The 15,529-nt window shown below is 64.5% G+C and carries 21 protein-coding genes and 1 pseudogene; 12 read left to right on the top strand and 10 right to left on the bottom strand.

Annotated elements, in window-relative coordinates; translation table 11 throughout:
- Window positions 1-21 precede the first annotated feature (21 nt).
- Window positions 22-1,497 (bottom strand): tRNA guanosine(15) transglycosylase TgtA, encoded by a 1,476-nt coding sequence (gene tgtA / locus TX80_RS08410; RefSeq protein WP_049923198.1) that lies wholly within the window; start codon window positions 1,495-1,497, stop codon window positions 22-24.
- Between the two features lie 252 nt (window positions 1,498-1,749).
- Here tgtA and TX80_RS08405 point away from each other — a divergent pair, with 252 nt between their 5' ends.
- Window positions 1,750-3,099, top strand: a complete 1,350-nt coding sequence (locus TX80_RS08405; RefSeq protein WP_049922661.1) for a hypothetical protein — start codon at window positions 1,750-1,752, stop codon at window positions 3,097-3,099.
- 251 nt (window positions 3,100-3,350) lie between these two features.
- Window positions 3,351-4,523 (top strand): hypothetical protein, encoded by a 1,173-nt coding sequence (locus TX80_RS08400; RefSeq protein WP_049922660.1) that lies wholly within the window; start codon window positions 3,351-3,353, stop codon window positions 4,521-4,523.
- 79 nt (window positions 4,524-4,602) lie between these two features.
- Here TX80_RS08400 and TX80_RS08395 read toward each other — a convergent pair whose 3' ends face one another.
- Complete coding sequence (locus TX80_RS08395; RefSeq protein WP_049922659.1) at window positions 4,603-5,160, bottom strand: NUDIX hydrolase; 558 nt, start codon at window positions 5,158-5,160, stop codon at window positions 4,603-4,605.
- Window positions 5,161-5,336: 176 nt separating this feature from the next.
- Here TX80_RS08395 and TX80_RS08390 point away from each other — a divergent pair, with 176 nt between their 5' ends.
- Window positions 5,337-5,612 carry a PadR family transcriptional regulator gene (locus TX80_RS08390; protein ID WP_006089028.1) on the top strand — a complete coding sequence of 92 codons (276 nt, stop codon included), beginning with the start codon at window positions 5,337-5,339 and terminating at the stop codon, window positions 5,610-5,612.
- Window positions 5,613-5,951: 339 nt separating this feature from the next.
- On the opposite strand, the gene TX80_RS08385 is transcribed toward TX80_RS08390, so the two are convergent.
- Entirely contained in the window at window positions 5,952-6,698 is a 747-nt protein-coding gene (locus TX80_RS08385; RefSeq protein WP_049922658.1) for a hypothetical protein, read from the bottom strand.
- A gap of 81 nt (window positions 6,699-6,779) precedes the next feature.
- On the bottom strand, window positions 6,780-7,037 hold the full coding sequence (locus TX80_RS08380; RefSeq protein ID WP_049922657.1) for a hypothetical protein: 258 nt from the start codon (window positions 7,035-7,037) through the stop codon (window positions 6,780-6,782).
- A gap of 131 nt (window positions 7,038-7,168) precedes the next feature.
- On the opposite strand from TX80_RS08380, the gene TX80_RS08375 reads away from it, so the two are divergent.
- From TX80_RS08375 to TX80_RS08340, 8 genes and pseudogenes are all read left to right on the top strand, one after another.
- Window positions 7,169-7,519, top strand: coding sequence for a hypothetical protein (locus TX80_RS08375; RefSeq protein ID WP_049922656.1), 351 nt, complete (start codon window positions 7,169-7,171; stop codon window positions 7,517-7,519).
- A gap of 55 nt (window positions 7,520-7,574) precedes the next feature.
- A complete protein-coding gene (locus TX80_RS08370) occupies window positions 7,575-7,853 on the top strand; it encodes a ubiquitin-like small modifier protein 1 (protein WP_049922655.1) in 279 nt (92 codons plus the stop codon).
- A gap of 101 nt (window positions 7,854-7,954) precedes the next feature.
- Window positions 7,955-8,155: a hypothetical protein gene (locus TX80_RS08365; RefSeq protein WP_049922654.1), complete on the top strand. Its 201-nt coding sequence runs from the start codon at window positions 7,955-7,957 to the stop codon at window positions 8,153-8,155.
- A gap of 96 nt (window positions 8,156-8,251) precedes the next feature.
- Window positions 8,252-9,016 (top strand): AzlC family ABC transporter permease, encoded by a 765-nt coding sequence (locus TX80_RS08360; RefSeq protein ID WP_049923197.1) that lies wholly within the window; start codon window positions 8,252-8,254, stop codon window positions 9,014-9,016.
- A pseudogene (locus tag TX80_RS08355) lies at window positions 9,006-9,324 on the top strand (AzlD family protein). The gene TX80_RS08360 and the pseudogene TX80_RS08355 overlap by 11 nt, the downstream one beginning before the upstream one ends.
- A gap of 58 nt (window positions 9,325-9,382) precedes the next feature.
- Entirely contained in the window at window positions 9,383-9,649 is a 267-nt protein-coding gene (locus TX80_RS08350) for a hypothetical protein (RefSeq protein WP_049922653.1), read from the top strand.
- Entirely contained in the window at window positions 9,649-10,017 is a 369-nt protein-coding gene (locus TX80_RS08345; protein ID WP_049922652.1) for a hypothetical protein, read from the top strand. The genes TX80_RS08350 and TX80_RS08345 overlap by 1 nt, the downstream gene beginning before the upstream one ends.
- Before the next feature lie 64 nt (window positions 10,018-10,081).
- The gene (locus TX80_RS08340) at window positions 10,082-10,534 is read left to right on the top strand and encodes a pyridoxamine 5'-phosphate oxidase family protein (protein ID WP_049923196.1); all 453 of its coding nucleotides are present in this window, start codon (window positions 10,082-10,084) and stop codon (window positions 10,532-10,534) included.
- Between the two features lie 66 nt (window positions 10,535-10,600).
- On the opposite strand, the gene TX80_RS08335 is transcribed toward TX80_RS08340, so the two are convergent.
- The gene (locus TX80_RS08335; protein WP_049922651.1) at window positions 10,601-10,750 is read right to left on the bottom strand and encodes a DUF7560 family zinc ribbon protein; all 150 of its coding nucleotides are present in this window, start codon (window positions 10,748-10,750) and stop codon (window positions 10,601-10,603) included.
- Between the two features lie 122 nt (window positions 10,751-10,872).
- On the bottom strand, window positions 10,873-11,535 hold the full coding sequence (locus TX80_RS08330; RefSeq protein WP_049922650.1) for a helix-turn-helix domain-containing protein: 663 nt from the start codon (window positions 11,533-11,535) through the stop codon (window positions 10,873-10,875).
- A 219-nt stretch (window positions 11,536-11,754) separates the two neighbouring features.
- Between TX80_RS08330 and TX80_RS08325 the strand changes: the two genes are divergently transcribed.
- Window positions 11,755-12,150, top strand: a complete 396-nt coding sequence (locus TX80_RS08325) for a winged helix-turn-helix domain-containing protein (RefSeq protein ID WP_049922649.1) — start codon at window positions 11,755-11,757, stop codon at window positions 12,148-12,150.
- Window positions 12,151-12,238: 88 nt separating this feature from the next.
- On the opposite strand, the gene TX80_RS08320 is transcribed toward TX80_RS08325, so the two are convergent.
- The 4 genes from TX80_RS08320 to TX80_RS08305 form a co-directional block, all read right to left on the bottom strand.
- Window positions 12,239-12,871 (bottom strand): hypothetical protein, encoded by a 633-nt coding sequence (locus TX80_RS08320; protein ID WP_049922648.1) that lies wholly within the window; start codon window positions 12,869-12,871, stop codon window positions 12,239-12,241.
- A gap of 111 nt (window positions 12,872-12,982) precedes the next feature.
- The gene (locus TX80_RS08315; protein WP_049922647.1) at window positions 12,983-13,915 is read right to left on the bottom strand and encodes a hypothetical protein; all 933 of its coding nucleotides are present in this window, start codon (window positions 13,913-13,915) and stop codon (window positions 12,983-12,985) included.
- Complete coding sequence (locus TX80_RS08310) at window positions 13,912-14,652, bottom strand: hypothetical protein (RefSeq protein ID WP_049922646.1); 741 nt, start codon at window positions 14,650-14,652, stop codon at window positions 13,912-13,914. Before TX80_RS08310 ends, TX80_RS08315 begins: the two co-directional genes overlap by 4 nt.
- Window positions 14,649-15,512 (bottom strand): hypothetical protein, encoded by an 864-nt coding sequence (locus tag TX80_RS08305; RefSeq protein WP_049922645.1) that lies wholly within the window; start codon window positions 15,510-15,512, stop codon window positions 14,649-14,651. The genes TX80_RS08310 and TX80_RS08305 overlap by 4 nt, the downstream gene beginning before the upstream one ends.
- Window positions 15,513-15,529 lie beyond the last annotated feature (17 nt).

Here is a 15,529-nt window from a genome sequence, read left to right as displayed (position 1 = left end):
GTTGCTGTTTTTCGTGAGAGCCTAGTCACTGTTGAGATCGATCAGTTCGACGCTTGGCGGAAGCCGGTCGAGCGCGCCATCCGGCCATCCGCGGTGTCCCAGCGTGATTTCGGCGTCCGGATTCGCCTCGGCGAGACGGGTGATGCCGTCGGCGGCGGCCTCGAGTGCCGCCCGGTCGACCCGGTCGGGGACTTCGGCCGTAAGCGGGTAGCTCTTCGAAAGCGCTCGCGGAAACGGGCCGAACGGCGGTTCGACCCGCCACGACTCGTCGAACTCGTCGCCGCGAGCCGGCTGGCCTTCGGTCAAAAATAGCGAGTTCGGCACCGAGAGCCGCTCGAGACGGCTGTGGTGGCGACGGACTTCCGGCCGTCGTGCGCTCTCGTGGGACGTATAGAAGAAGGCTCCCTTCGAGACGGGGTCGGAGCGCTCGAGCTGGGCGGCGTGATCGAGCAGCGTCCGGTACCCATCGAGCATCGTCGGATGGGAGCGAGCGCGCTGTTCGACGAGTTCGAGGAGGTTCCCCGCGCGGATCGCCTGTTTGATCCGATGGATCTCCTCGAAGGTAACGTGCAGATTGTGCGCCGCAAGCTCCGTTTCGCGCGGTTTCTCGGGGAGCGCGCGAAGCTCGTCGGGCGAATGCTCGGTACAGACGGGACACGAACAGGGCAGGTAGTCCAGATCCTCGAGCTGGTGTGTTCCCCGAACCGTCAGATAGCGATCGTCGCGGGCGTACAGCGCGTAGGCTGCCGAATCGAACAGGTCACAGCCCATCGCGACCCCGAGTGCGAACATCATCGGATGGCCGGCACCGAAGAGGTGGACCGGCGCGTCGGCACCCAGCCCGCGCTTTGCGGCGGCGACGACGTCGACCATGTCGTCGTACCGGTAGTCGTTCATCAGCGGGACGACCGCGCCGACGGGGAAGACGTCGAGATCGGTCTCGTCGGCGTGCCGGCCGGCCGCCTCGCGCAGGTCCGGGTAGGTCGACCCCTGGACGGGCGCGGTGACGAGCATCTCGCCCGTATCGACGGTCTCGGCGGTTTCGAGGCGTTCCTGTGTGGTCTCGAGGTCGTCCGCAGCGCGCTCGCGGCTGACGTCCGGCGGCGTCGGGATGTCCACCGGCGTACCGATGTCCGAACCGATGGCGTGCTGGAACTCGAGGATCTCCTCGGTCGTCACGTCGATCTCGCCGTACTCGGAGAGCTGAAACGAGCCGGAGTCGGTCATGATCGCCCCCGGGAAATCGAGCATCTCGTGGAGCCCCTCCTCGAGGGCCCGCTCGCGGACGTCGTCGGTGCCGTGGATGATATAGGAGTTCGTGATGAGGATTTCGGCACCGAACTCGTCGGCGAGCCGGCGGGGGCTGATCGTATCCAAATTGGGGTTAATCACCGGCAGCAGCGCCGGCGTCTCGACGGTAACGTCGGCACGCGGTACGGTGAGCCGTCCGATCCGCCCGCCGGCGTCGGTATCCCGGAGTTCGAAGCACTCGCGCATCGACCGTGTGTTGACGACCGCAGCGGTAAGCGTTCCGTTCTCCGACAACGAGATACGGCGGGGCGATCGCAAGCACAACGCCGATGCAAATCGATCGACACCCCGGCGTTTCGAGACCGGTGACGGTCACGGGATTCGACAGCGTGAACGACGGATTAGGCACCCTTGCACGGTTCTAACGGTGTGTTTCAGCGAGATAACGCTGAAACAGTCACCTCGTTTTAGCCGGTCGATAGCTGTAGCTCAGCCCGCATGGTTTCACGACCGCACACACTCGGCGTCGTCTTCGTCGCACTGCTGGTTGCGCTCTCGGGGGGTCCTGCCCTCGCTGGCGCGACTACCGCTGCGAACGACGCCGGAGACATGGGCGCAACGCTGGAAAACGTACAGGTCGAGACGCTCGAGCTCGAGAACGTCACCGTCGAGAACGCGACGATCGAAGAGCTGAACGTCGAACAGTTCGACGCGGACGTACAGGAACTCCAGGACGAACTCGAGGGGGCGACCGACACCGCGGACAACGCGACTACTGAAGAGGAGGAAACCGAGACGACTGACGACGGCGTCGGAGACAACATGACCGAGGAGGTCACCATCTCCGACATCCAGATCGAGTCGCTCGAACTCGAGGGCGTCTCGATCGAGGACATCGAACACGACGGCAACGGGATGGGTGACAACCTCACCGAGGACGACGAGATGGAAGACGACGACACCCTCGCTGAGGACGAGATGGAAGACGACGACACCCTCACTGAGGACGAGACTGGAGACGAGCTCGCCGAGGACGACGAGATGGGCGACAACGTCTCCGACGACGGAATGGACGGAGAGTTGATCAGTGAAGACGCTGATGAACTGACGGTCCAGGAACTCACTATCGAGACGATGGACGTCGAGCGGCTGACGATCGACGATCTGAGCGTCGGGACGGACACCGCCGAAACCATGGACGACAACCTCACCGACGACGGGATGGAAGACGAAGAGGACAACGTCACCGTCGTTGGCGAGGACGACGAGATGGACAACGTCACCGACGAAGACGAAACGGAGGTCACCGAGGACGACGAGATGGACACCGCCGCACAGGCGGAGGAACTCGAGGAGCTCACGATCGAGCAGTTCGACGTCGAGGAGATCAGTATCGAGTCGATGACGGTCGAATCAGTCGAAGAAGCCGACGACGCTGCCGACACCGTCGGCGAGGACGAGATGGAGGACGACGAGGACAACGTCACCGTCGTTGGCGAGGACGACGAGATGGATGACAACGTCACCGTCGAAGACGAGATGGATGACAACGTCACTGACGACGAGAACGGTCTCGATACCGAGGACGACACTGACGGGCACACGATCTCCCACGTCTCCGCGTCGACGATCATGATCGAGGACGCGATGGGAGAGACGCTGACGCTCGGCGACGCTTCCGACCTCGAAGGCGTCGGCGACACTGCGGCCACCGAAATGAACGAAACGACTGACGACGAGATGGACGACAACCTCACCGACGAAGACGAAACGGAGGTCATCGAGGACGGCGAGATGGACGACAACCTCACCGACGAAGCGGACCAGCCCTCGATCGCCAAGCGCTGATCGGCACGAACGCCGCTATCGCCGCACCCGGACGAACGCCACCCGATCCACTTTTTCTCGACCACCCGAGGCCGACTAGAACGACGGTTCGGATCCGGCGTGCGAAGCGACACGCGCGGAAAGCGATGCACCGATCGGCGGATGAACCGGCGATTAAAGCGCATGGAACGGACGCCAACAGCGGGTTTCACCGCGACAATACTGTAACAGTCGCCTCGTTTTAGCGAGGAAACGGCTGTAGCCCAGCGCGTATGGTTACACGACCACAGCAATTCGGAGTCGTCTTCGTCGCACTGCTGGTTGCGCTGTCGGGGGGTCCCGCCCTCGCCGGAGCAACCACGGGCACGAACGACGGCACCGGAGACGTGAGCGCAACACTCGAAAACATCCAGGTGGGGACGCTCGAGCTCGAGAACGCCACCATCGAGAACGCCACCATCGAGGAGCTGAACATCGGCCAACTCGAGGGCGATACCCAGCAACTCACCGAGCAACTCGACGAGGGCCAAGAGAACGAGACCGAGGACAACGAGACCGAGGACAACGAGACCGAGGACAACGAGACCACCGACGGCGAAAATCAGACGGCTGAAGACGTGAACATCTCCAATATCGAGATCGAATCGCTCGAACTCGAGGACGTCACGATGGAGGACCTCGAACTCGACGGTGAGGAGATGGAAGATAACGAGACCGAGATGGAGGACAACGAGACCGAGATGGAGGACAACGAGACCGAGATGGAGGACAACGAGACTGAGATGGAGGACAACGAGACCGACGCCGGGCAGGATCTGATCGCCGAGGACGCCGACGAACTCACCGTCCAGAACCTCACCATCGAGACGATGGACGTCGAGCAGATGACGATCGACGACCTGACCGTCGAGGAAGATCAGGGCGTCCTCGACCAGATCGGTGACTTCTTCGAAGGTATCTTCGGCGGCGGTGACGAGGGTGACACGGAAGGCGAAAACGAAACCGCCGAAGACGACGGCGCTGCTAACGAGACCGAAGAGACCGTGAGCGAAGAGATCGAGGAGCTCACGATCGAGCAGTTCGACGTCGACGAGATCTCGATGCAATCGATGACCATCCAGACGCTCGAGGAAGCGGACGGCGGCGAAGCCGGAGACAACGAGACCGCCGAAGACAACGAAACCGACATGGCGGACAACGAGACTGCCGAGAACAACGAAACCGACATGGAGGACAACGAAACCGCCGGCGAAACCGTCTCGCAGGCCTCCGCGTCCGTGATCACGATCGGTGACTCGACCGCCGAGACCGTGACCCTCGGCGACGCACAGGAACTCGAGGAGACGACGATGGACGGGAACGAGACCGAAGCGGACAACGAAACCGAAGCGGACAACGAAACGGCCACAGAGGACGAGCAGCAGTCGCTTGCAGCGCTTCGCTGATCGGCACGACCGCGCCGGGACCCCGTCGTTCACCGCCGTTTTTTCGATGTCACCCCAGTAGACGGCTCGAGCGGCCGCGTTACCGTTCCCGGTCGCCGAACAACTGGTAGTACGACAGAGCCAGTACCGTCCGTCCATCGCGGATCTCACCCGCCCCGACCGCATCGAGCAGTTCCTCGAAACCCATCGTCATCACCCGGATGCTCTCGTTGTGATCGAGTCGTTGTTCGGCGGTCGGACGACAGCCGGTAGCGACGAAAAAGTGCAACACCGCGTCGGCGATCCCGTTTGCCGGTTCGACGGTCACCAGCGGCTCGAGGTCGTCGGCTTCGTAGCCGGTCTCTTCGGTGAGTTCGCGCCGAGCGGCGGACTCGAGGTCCTCGTCGTCCGGTTCGGTGCCGCCGACGGGGAGGCCGCGGTTGACGCGGGAGACTGCCTGTCGCCACTCCTCGATACAGACGACCTCGCCGTCGGGGGTAAACGGGAGGAGACAGACGCTCGCCGGCTCCGAGAGGTAATCGAACTCGGTTTCGGTCCCGTCGGGGAGGCGAACGGATTCGTTAACGATATCGAAGCCGGGGCACGTGTAGGCGGTCCGCCGATCCAGCGTTTCCCAGGCGAGTGGATCAGTTGGCATACGGCCTGGTTTGGCGGTGAGCATCAAAAGCACCCCGTCATGGCCGACGCGAGTCGGTCAGTCGGCGTCGGTGGTCCGGTCCGTTCCTACGCGGTCCGTTCTCGAGCGGTGCGACGACGTACCTGCTCTATAACAAAGCCACGAATCGGTGAACGTCGGTACTCAGAGGGTGATCCATGGATCAGCTCACAGGATTCCAGCGTGACTTACTGTACGTGATCGCAGGCAAAGACCGGCCGTCAGGACAGGAGATCCTCGACGATATCAACCGCTACATCGACCAGCCGGTCACCCACGGCCGGCTGTACCCGAACCTCGACACCCTCGTCGAGAAGGAACTCGTCGAAAAGGGGCAACTCGACCGGCGGACGAACTACTACGCGCTGACACCGAAAGGCCGACGCGTGCTGCAACGCCGTCAGGAGTGGGTCGACCAGTACGTCGACGTCTAGCTCCTGGCCATTCATTTCGTCATCACGGATACTGTGTCGCGGCTGCGTTCATCTCGCGAGTACCGCCGCCGGGACTCGAGGACGCGTCGTAACGACCGACTGCTTCAATCGAACGATCGAACCCCGCACACGGACGGAGACTGAACGGAACCGTGCTGCAACCGGGTAGCCCTCGATTGAATCCGCGAACGGTTCGCTCTCGAGGGCCGAACCGAGAAGCGGCTCCGAGCGGTGTTCAGTGGCGGTGATGGGACGTTACGAGGCCCCGTTTGGGACCGTTAACCGGTGTGTAGGGCGACGTGAACAGTCGAAGGGGTTCCGTACGCGCCGGACGTGGACTCACTGATCCGGCTGCAGTTCGTCGAACGAGACCGTCGAGAGATCGGCCTCAACGGACTCGACGTGCTCGTTGAACGCTTCGACGAACGCGCCGACATCGCCGACGAGGCGACGAACGTCGGGGGCGGACGGGGGACCGTACTGCGAGAGGAGGTACGTGCCGTCGGATCCGCCGACCCGAAGGTACGATGCGACGTCGCCGTCCCACTTCAGTTCCCACCGGGTTCCGGTCACCGTCGTCGCGTAGGTGCCGTACTCCCCATCGTACCGGTGGAGTTCGCTCGCCATCGCGTCGGCGACCTCGCGGATCCGTTCGACGATCCGGTCGCGTTCGGCGGCCAGCGCTGCCGTCGACGCGACCTCGGGAAACTCGTCGGGAACGTCGGTAAACAGCCCCTCGAACGAGGCGACGTGTTCGTTGTATGCCGCGACGAACGCCTCGTAGTCGTCCATCGCGTCGTCGAGCGCCGCGGGTTCCGGGGGCTGTTTGCTCGAGACGACGTACGTCTCCGACCCGGACCGCGGCTCGTAGCGCAGGTACTGGACGTCACCCGCCTCGTAGGCCAGCGTCCAGCTTCCGCTGTCGGTGTCGAAGGTCTCACGGCCGTAGTCCCCACCTGTTAGCACCGCGAGTTCCCGCGCGATTTCGCCGGCCTGGGTTCTGACGCGGGAGACCACCGCGTCACGGTTGCGGGCGACGCCTCCAGCCTCGTCGATCTCGAGGTCGAGACCACGGTCGTCGGTCATACCGCTCGAGAGAGGCCGGACGCCGGTAACGGTTGCGACTCGAGGGGAGTCCAGTCCGCGCCGGAACGGATCGGTGGGGGTTCAGGTTCCGGTTTCGTTTTCCTCCTCCTCGATATCCTGCCCGTTGCCCGTTCCCTCCTCGGACTCGAGTTCATCGTCCGACTCGTTGTCGGTTTCCTGGCCCGTCTCGTTTTCCTCGCCGGGTTCTTCCTCGCCCGCCGGTTCCGTTTCGTTGCCCTCTTCGCCCGGGCCGCCACACCCGGCCACGACCACCGTCGATACTGCAGCGCCGATCGTTCCGAGCGTGCGACGTCGTGTCAGCCTGTTTTCACGGACCATACCGGAGATGCCAGCCCAAGGCGAATAAAGCGATAGCCGACACTCGCGTGGTTGGGACGGAAACCGGTGGCGGGACGGCGGGCGGGAACGTATCCCAAGGGTTCAACTCCGTTCGGTCGATACGCCACGGTATGGAGTTTGCAGTGTCCCGGGACGGGGCCGCGCTCGTGACGCTTCAGGGTGGCAGCGAAACGACTGCCTGCGACGACGCGAGACGATCGCTCGCGGCGACGCTCGAGTCGCTCTCGACCGACGGCACGATCGACGGCTGGGAGATCGACGACGCCGACGTGTACGAACACCCGACGGCCCCGTTCGATCCGTACACGATCACGATCGAGTTTACGGTGACCGTCGTCGTCGATGCCGACGGCGACGACCGGGCGGCCGAGGTCGGCGCGAACGCGATCGACGATGCGCTGGACGCCGCCGGCGTCGACGCGGTTTCGTACACGTCCGCGCCGACGACCGCCCCGGCGTGAGCCACCCGTCCTGCTGATCGGCCGGACTTATGTCGTCCCGCGCCGACCGTGACGTATGGAGATCGAGTTGCGGTTTTTCGCTACCTTCCGCGACGCGGTCGGGCAGAAAGAGCGAACGCGCGTTTTCGACGACGAGGCGACCGTCGGCGACGTGCTCGTCGCTCTCGAGGACGAGTACGACGGGCTCGAAGGGCAGTTACTGGAGCAGGGAGCGGTCAGGGACCAGTTGAACGTGTTGAAAAACGGGCGCAACGTGGTCCACATGGACGGGACGGGGACGGAACTCGAGGAGGGTGACGTGGTGTCGGTGTTCCCGCCGGTCGCCGGCGGCTGACGGCACCCATACCCGCGTCGCTCCGACAGCGAGTGTTCCGGGGGTACGCGGACGAAACGCGACCGAACGGTTTTCACCGCTCCGGAGGAACTGTACCGCAGATGTTGCTCGAGTTGCTGCTCGAGGGGGTGTTTCACGCCCTCGTCGACCGGAACCCGGATCGGACGGGCACCCAGTGGGCCTGCCTGTTTCTGGGCGTCGTCCTGTTGTTGCTCGCGGTCGGAGCCGCCGTTTCGATCGGGTATTTGTACGGACTGGCGGTTGCGGTCGTTGGCGGAACGCTCGTCGCGTACGGCGCGTGACGTCGGCACTCTGTGACCACGCCGGAACCGGCGATCGGTTTCGAGAGGATTTTATCCGTCGTCCGCGTCGCCGGCAGCGTGGGAGACGGACGCGAAATGCCGGCTGGCGCGGGCGGAGACGGCAGCCGAACGGCTGACAGTCCATCCGCCGCCGAGGCCTCGAGCGGGGACCGTGAGGAAGTGACGTTCGATCGGGAGGGACTTTCCGCCGGGTTTCTCACCTGCGTGCCGATCGCGCTTGGCGTCGCCGGCTACGGGATCGCGTTCGGCGTGTTGGCCAGTCAGGCCGGCCTGAGCGTCGCGGAGGCGACGCTGATGAGCGCGACTGTACTGGCCGGTGCGTCACAGATCGTCGCCGTCGAGCTCTGGGCGGACCCGCTCCCCGTTGCCGCGATCGTCACCACGACGTTCGCGATCAACCTGCGCTACTCGCTGATGGGGGCGGCGCTACAGCCGTGGTTTCGCCGCCTCTCGTCGGCCCAGACGTACGTGAGTCTCTATTTCATGGCCGACGAGAACTGGGCGTTGACGATGCGAGAGCTCACGTCCGGCAACGGGAGAGGGGCGTTTCTGCTCGGGAGCGGCATCGCGATCTGGGTCTTCTGGGTCGGCGCGACGATCGTCGGTGCGGTCGCCGGCGAAACCGTCGGCGACCCGACCCGGTACGGAGCCGATTTCATCCTCGTCGCCGTCTTCGCCGCGCTCGCGGCCGAACTCTGGGAGGGACGATCGACGGTCGTCCCGTGGGCCGTCGCGCTCGGAAGCGCCCTCGTCACGGCGGCACTCGTTCCGGGCCGCTGGTACATCCTCTGTGGCGGACTGGCCGCAGCCGTCGCCGAGGTGATCCGCCATGGCGAGTGAGGCGCTCTCGCTCGAGCCGCGGGTGGTCGCCGTGGTCCTCGCGATGGCCGCCGTGACGGTGCTCACGAAAGTCGGCGGCGTCTGGCTCGTACGACGCGTCGAACTCAGCGAGCGGCTCGAGGCCGGCCTCTCGGTGGTCCCCGGTGCGATCGTGATCGCGGTACTTGGCCCGGAGCTTGCGGCCGGCGGGCCGGCAGAGTGGGGGGCGGCCGGGCTCGTGGGCCTCGTCATGTGGCGGACGGAGAACATCCTTGCTTGCGCTGTGTAGCGGGGTCGTCGGCGTGGTGGCTTTCAGGGCGCTCGGCTGACGGGCATCCGGGACCGCGCCGTGCGCGGATTTATCGGTCCGGCTGCCGAACCCGGGGTATGGCTCGCGAAACGCACATCGAACGGTCCTTTCGGGGCATTTCCGAACGGCTCGCGGTCCGGTATCTGACGAGCCTCGGCGGCGAGCGCGTCGGCGAGAACGCCGTCGAGGGCGAGGGGTGGACCGCGACGCTCTCTTCCGAGACGGTCGGCGTCGGGCCGTCGCTGACCCTGACAGAGGTGACGGTCGTCTTCGAAGGGGACGTCGACACCGTCGAACCGCTCGTCGAGCGATTCGCACAGAAAGCGATGCGTGCAGGCGGCTGATGGGGGGCGAACCGATCGAGGGGCAGGTGCTTCTGCTTACCGCTGCGAAAGCGAGCGTCCCGCCGAATCGACTGCCGGCCCTCGTCGATCGCGCGCAGGCGGTTCTGGACTCGAGGCGCGAGCGGTACCGCCGCGAGTACGAGCGCGTTTACGAGGGAGAGACGTTCGAGGCGTTTCTCGTCAAGTGGGGCCACTGGGACGAACTCGGCGAGGAGCTATCTCTGACCGCACGCGAGCGCTCGGCGGTCCGACGCGCACACGAGGAGCAGTTACTGCGCGTCGGCCGCCGGAGCGACCGCGAACCGGAGTTCGAGACGGCCCTCGAGATCAGGGAGCCGGTGGTGATCGGCACCGACGGGGCGGCGTAACGAACGCCGGCAGTCGATGGCAACTATAAAGATAGTGTTTCACCTTGCCCAAAACACTGAGACGATGGCTATCGACCAGGAAACCGAAATGACCGACGCGGAGGTGGACGACTTCCTCGGCCGTCACGAAACCGGGGTGTTGTCGCTCGCGCGGGAAAACGATCCGTACGCGATTCCGATCTCGTATGGGTACGATACGGACAGGCGGGAGTTCTACATGCGGCTGGTGTCGACGCCCGACAGCGAGAAACGCGAGTTCCTCGAGTCGGCGCCCCAGGCGCGGCTCGTCGTCTACGACGAGCAGGAGTCGACGTACCGAAGCGTCATCGCCACGGGGACGCTCGAGGACATCCCGCCCGCGGAACTGACGCCGGACCAGATCGCACAGTACGGCGAGGCAAAACGGCCGTTGTTCGAGATCTGGGCGCAAGGAAAAGACGAACTCGACATCGAACTCTATCGACTCGTGCCGGAGTCGCTCGATGGCCGTCGGACCGAAGTCGACCGCGAAGAGTGACCAGCCGCCGCGCGGACGAGACGGACCCGGTGCTGGACTGAGACTCGAGGGAGCGAGACGCGGTGATTACTCGGTGGGCTGTTTCTGCGCGAAAGCCGACGTGGAAACCGCTGCGCCACAGACGGGACAGCCATGTGAGAGCGTAGCCTCACGCATCGACTCGTTGACCTCGATCTCTTGGCCGCACTCGGGACAGGTGAATTCGTATCTGCTCATGACGGGGCGTAGATTTGTGTCAATCGTTGTTCGGCTACGTTCATAGCTGTGCGTCCACTATATATAGGGTTGCGGTTCGGTGCTGGGATCCGGTAGGTCCCGAAGCTTTCTTGACCCGTGACTCAGTCGCCGTATTCGAGGATCGCCTCGAGGAGTTTCGTCTGGGCTGCAGCGAGGTGTTCGCTGAAGGTCGTCCCGGTGATGCCGAGTTCGTCGGCTACCTCGCCGGCGTTTGCTCCCTTCGGGTGCTCGAAGTAGCCCATCCGGTGGGCCGTCTCGAGGACTTCGAGTTGCCGATCGGTCAGGGTGCTTCGATCGACGAAGACGAGGTTTCGCTCGGAGTGGTCCTGCTGTGACTGGAGCAACCGCTGGACGTCGAGGGTGTCGTACCGGGTCTTGAGTGCACCGATGATCGACTGGAGCCCTTCCATGTCCGGCGCGTGGAACGTCAGAAACAGCGCAGTGCCTCTCGATCTGACCTCCGTCACCGGACAGTCGAACCGTTCGATACACTCGCAGGGACAGCCCCGACCGAGTTCGCGTTCGAACCGGTAGACCGAACTCGAGCCGTACGAGAAGACCCGCGAGAGATCCGCGTCGGCCTCGAACTCGTCGGGTTCGTCCTCGGCTTCGAGCATGAACTCCTCGGTCACGCGCTCGGGTGCGTCCGGGTTGGTGCTCTTCGAGACCGACTGGACGCGACCGCCGGCCTCGCCGGCGGCCTGCGTCACCACGCAGTCGGACGGGTCGTCGATTTTCACCTCCGCACGGATCCCCGACGCCATTGGCTACCGATGGTGGCGCGAGCCTCCTAAACCCTGCGTCACGATCGTCGAGAACCCGCCAGCCGTTCGGGCGGACCACGAGCGGCACCCGTCGTTCGACCCCCCATCGAAACGCGGGCGAGACGGTTCCGACCGCCGAATTCCGAGGCGGTACTTAAAGTGCCCTGTATTTATTGGGACTCATTTGGAGGGGGTCCGGTCGCTACTAGGTAGTGAACGATGACCGCTACGAACTCCGGAACGAAGCGAGGATGGCCCACCGACGAAACCCCCGCGGATCCCCAGACAGTGCTTGCCGCACTGGACGACGACGCCTGTCGAGCCATCCTCGAGGCGACGAGCGACGAGTCGCTGACGGCGACCGAACTCTCGGAGCAGTGTGACATCCCGATGTCGACGGCCTACCGAAAAGTCGAGAAACTGGCGGACGCCGACCTCGTCGAGGAGCGGGTCCGGATCAACACCTCCGGCAAACACGCCACCGAATACCGCAAGTGCTTCGACGACGTCGTCGTCTCCGTCGCCGACGGGGGCCACATCGAGATCGAAATGACGAAACCCGACGCCGGAACCGAGTCGAACGCCGCCTCCCACCCCGCGGTGGCCGGCGACTGACCGGTGGAGCCGACCGTCAGCCGGTGGGTCACACCGTAGCGGCCGATTCGGATCGGTATCTGCTGTTTCGAACGGCGAGAAACGCTTTTCATTCAGCGGTCCGCTCGCGATCGTCCTCGACCGGAACCACTCGCTGTGGGACGACCGACAGGACCGACGCCGGAACTCGGCCGAAGAGCCACTCGCCGGCGTTCGCGAGCCGTTTTCGAACGACGGTGTAGCCGATCGAAACCACGAGCATGACGATCACGACCGATCGAACGCGGCCGTCGAAAACGAACAGCGCCGGGAGCGCGAGCACGGCCGCGAGTGCGAGGTCCTCCGGTGCGCCGTCGTAACGCACCCACCGTCGTGGCGCGAGCCACCGGCCGTGGTAGTGGCTGTAGACCGCACGATCGGACGTGGCCCGCCACGGCTTCAACTCGAGGCCGCCGCCGAGGAGATCCGCGCCCGAGTGCAGGGCGGCGGCGAGGAGGAACGCGGCGAGGCCGACGGTCACGTCGGTCGGAACGATCGCTGCGACGAGGCCCGCGAGGACGGCAAACACCGCGTAGTAGACGGGGAAATGGAGGGTTCGTCGGTGGCCCGCGACGAGGTCGAAGTCGGGAAAGAGGCCGCCGAGGATCGCCGCGGCCGCGACGACGCCCGCGAACTGCGGCGCGACGGCAGCGACGACGACGGCGACGGCAAGCGCCGCGAAAACGTGGGTAGTAGCCATCATGGTATCCGGGATAGGAACGGCGCTCGCATATCAGTTGTGTGAATACGATTTCTTTATTCACGGAACCGCGTGATGTTTAGTCGCCGATTCGCCTGTCATCGTTCGGATTTCTCACTCCGTTGTTTCGCCGTTCTTCTCTGAGTTCTTACACTGGTCTGACCGGGGTTCGACGGGCTTCACTCGGAGCTCTCCGAAGCCGTACTTCGAGTGACTGCCGACCCGAAGGATACCGCTCTTCGCGGTCTCGATGGGGCGGTCGCCCTCGTACTTCACGACCTGCCCGTGGTCGACGGTTTGGAGCTTGTAGACCTCCCGTTGCTCGAGGATCTTCTCCTCTCGCTCACGGAGATCGCGTCGACTCTCCTTCCACCACCACGGGACGTCCTGGTCGGCGGCCTTGGGGTACTCCGACTCCAGCACGAACGGCATCGTCACCTCCACGAGGAAGGCATCGCCGTCCTCGAGCCGGGAGTAGTCCAGGTCGTCGAGGTCGACAACCTGCGTGTCCTTCAGCCGCGTGATGCCGTAGCCGTAGTTCCGTTTGCCCCCGAACTGGAGGCCGTCAAGCACGTCCTCGTCCAGCGGGAGCGCATCGGGGTCATCGGCGTGCAGGTAAGCGTTGATGTACCACTTCGTGGTCTGCTGCTGCTTGCGAGCACCCTCCGGCTTGCCCATGATCGTCTCGTGGGACAGCGCCGGGTGCCCGCTCTGCGGGCGGATGTCGTGCGTGTTCAGGGCGTCCCGCGGTCGGCTGTCGAGAAGCCAACGATGGGCCGGGTTCCGCATCAGGAACAGGTCGTCGTAGCTCTCGACGTCCGGCAGGCCGCTCCCGAGGTACGGTCGAATGCCGCTCTGGGAGTGCTCTTCGGGGAACGTCCCGAACTGGCCGGGGGCGAACATCCCGTGGCTGGCGTGGAGGTGCTGGTGGACGTCGTGCGAGACGTGCTGGCCGAGGGCGTGGAGGATGGCGTTCCCCGAGACGTAGTACGGGTGGCCGATGTAGTCCATCTCCAGCTCCCAGTGAACCTGCTGAATGCGCGTCACTGGTCGAACGCCTCCCGGAAGTCCTCGATGTACTGGAGCGCCGTCGACCACGCGCCAATCCGGCGGAGGTTCGCATCCAGCACCATGTCGTACTTGTCATGCGCCGTGTCCAGCGGGTGTTCCTCCAAGCGGTTCCACGCCGACGCCCACGACCGCCACGGACGGCTCCCGAGTCGGGCCGACGGCTGACCTCGAGCGTCGACATCGATCCGCAGGGCGAACTCCTCGCCCGCGTAGACCGTCCGATGAGGGACTATCTCGTCGGCGTCGTCGACGACCAGCCGGAGGTCGGCGAACTCGTGGCCGTCGCGGTAGTTGTCCAGCAGTGCTGCCACGAGGAGCGTGTGGTACTTCAGGCTCGTGTAGGGGTAGTAGACGCTCTCCGTGAACGCCGAGACGACGTTGCTGTCCAACCACGCCCGATGCATCGTCTCTGGGTCGTCTTCGGTCAGGAGTTCTCTCACGACGCTCTCGACGCCGTTGCGCGTGAACTCCTGTGGGTCGTACCGACTCTCGCCCTCGATGAGCGATAGCCGGTAGAGCGTCTCGTGGTTTTCTACGGTCTGCTCAGGCTGGCCGCTGGGCCGGCTGAGTGCCGACGCATCGCCGTCCGCGCCGTGGGAGACCGTCTGGTTCACGGGAACGCCCGCGAACGTCTCTGGGGCGTAGTCGTGGGGCTGGCCGTTCATCTTGTGAGCATCGTGGCGGTAGGCCGCCACCATCGCGCCGTCGCTCATGGTCCCTCCTCAATGCGCTCCTCGAGCGCGTCGACGAACGCCGGGCGGTACTCTTCGGCCCACTGGTCGTCCTTCTCGTCCATCGCGTTCGTGTTGCCTTTCCCGCGGTCGAAGACGCGCTTCAGTTCGCGCTCTTCGTAGAGCGGGTTGATGAGCTCGCAGTCGACGATTCCCGCGCCGAAGTTGCGGGCACCGCCCAGCTGGTGCATGAAGTCGGTCTTGTGTGCATCGAGGAAGTCGATGTCCTCGACCAGCAGACCTAGGAACTCGGGTTTCGTCTCCCGGAAGGAGAGGTGCCAGCAGCCGTCGAGATTGGCGACGGCGTCGATCTCCGCGTTCCGAAGTGGCTCCCGGTTGTCTTCCTCGTTGCGGGAGACGACGTTCCGATTGAGCCGGCGGTAGTGGCCTTCGGCCTGTCCACGCGTGTAGTCCACGCTGGAGCGGACGGGGTTGAACTTGATCGGCCGCCGCATCACCTTTCCGGGGACGCCGCCGAAGCCGCCGAAGAGGTCGAACACCACACAGCCGTCGTCCTCCTTCGGGTCGTCGGTACACGCGCCCTTCTCGTGGTAGCCGGCGTCCAGGTCGCGGTCGTAGACGCCGTCCTTCATGAAGTTCGCGTTGGCCTCGCCGGGGTGGCAGGCCGTCCCTCCGTACTCCTGAACGGTCTCTTCCATCCCGTGGCGAAGCCAGCCCGAGAGCGGGAATGCGGGGATGATGCCGCCGATCTGGTTCTGCGGGTCATCATCCTCGTAGTTACCGTTCGAGGCGTGATGCCGGTCGGTCATGATACTGTCCCCGACCACCAACAGGTCGGTCTGAATTCGCACGAACACGTCGTTGTTGATATCTTCAATCATCTGCGTGATGGGTCACT

The sequence above is a fragment of the Halopiger djelfimassiliensis genome (genome assembly GCF_000455365.1).
Lineage (GTDB): Archaea > Halobacteriota > Halobacteria > Halobacteriales > Natrialbaceae > Halopiger_B > Halopiger_B djelfimassiliensis.
This window is presented reverse-complemented; position numbering and strand designations above follow the sequence as displayed.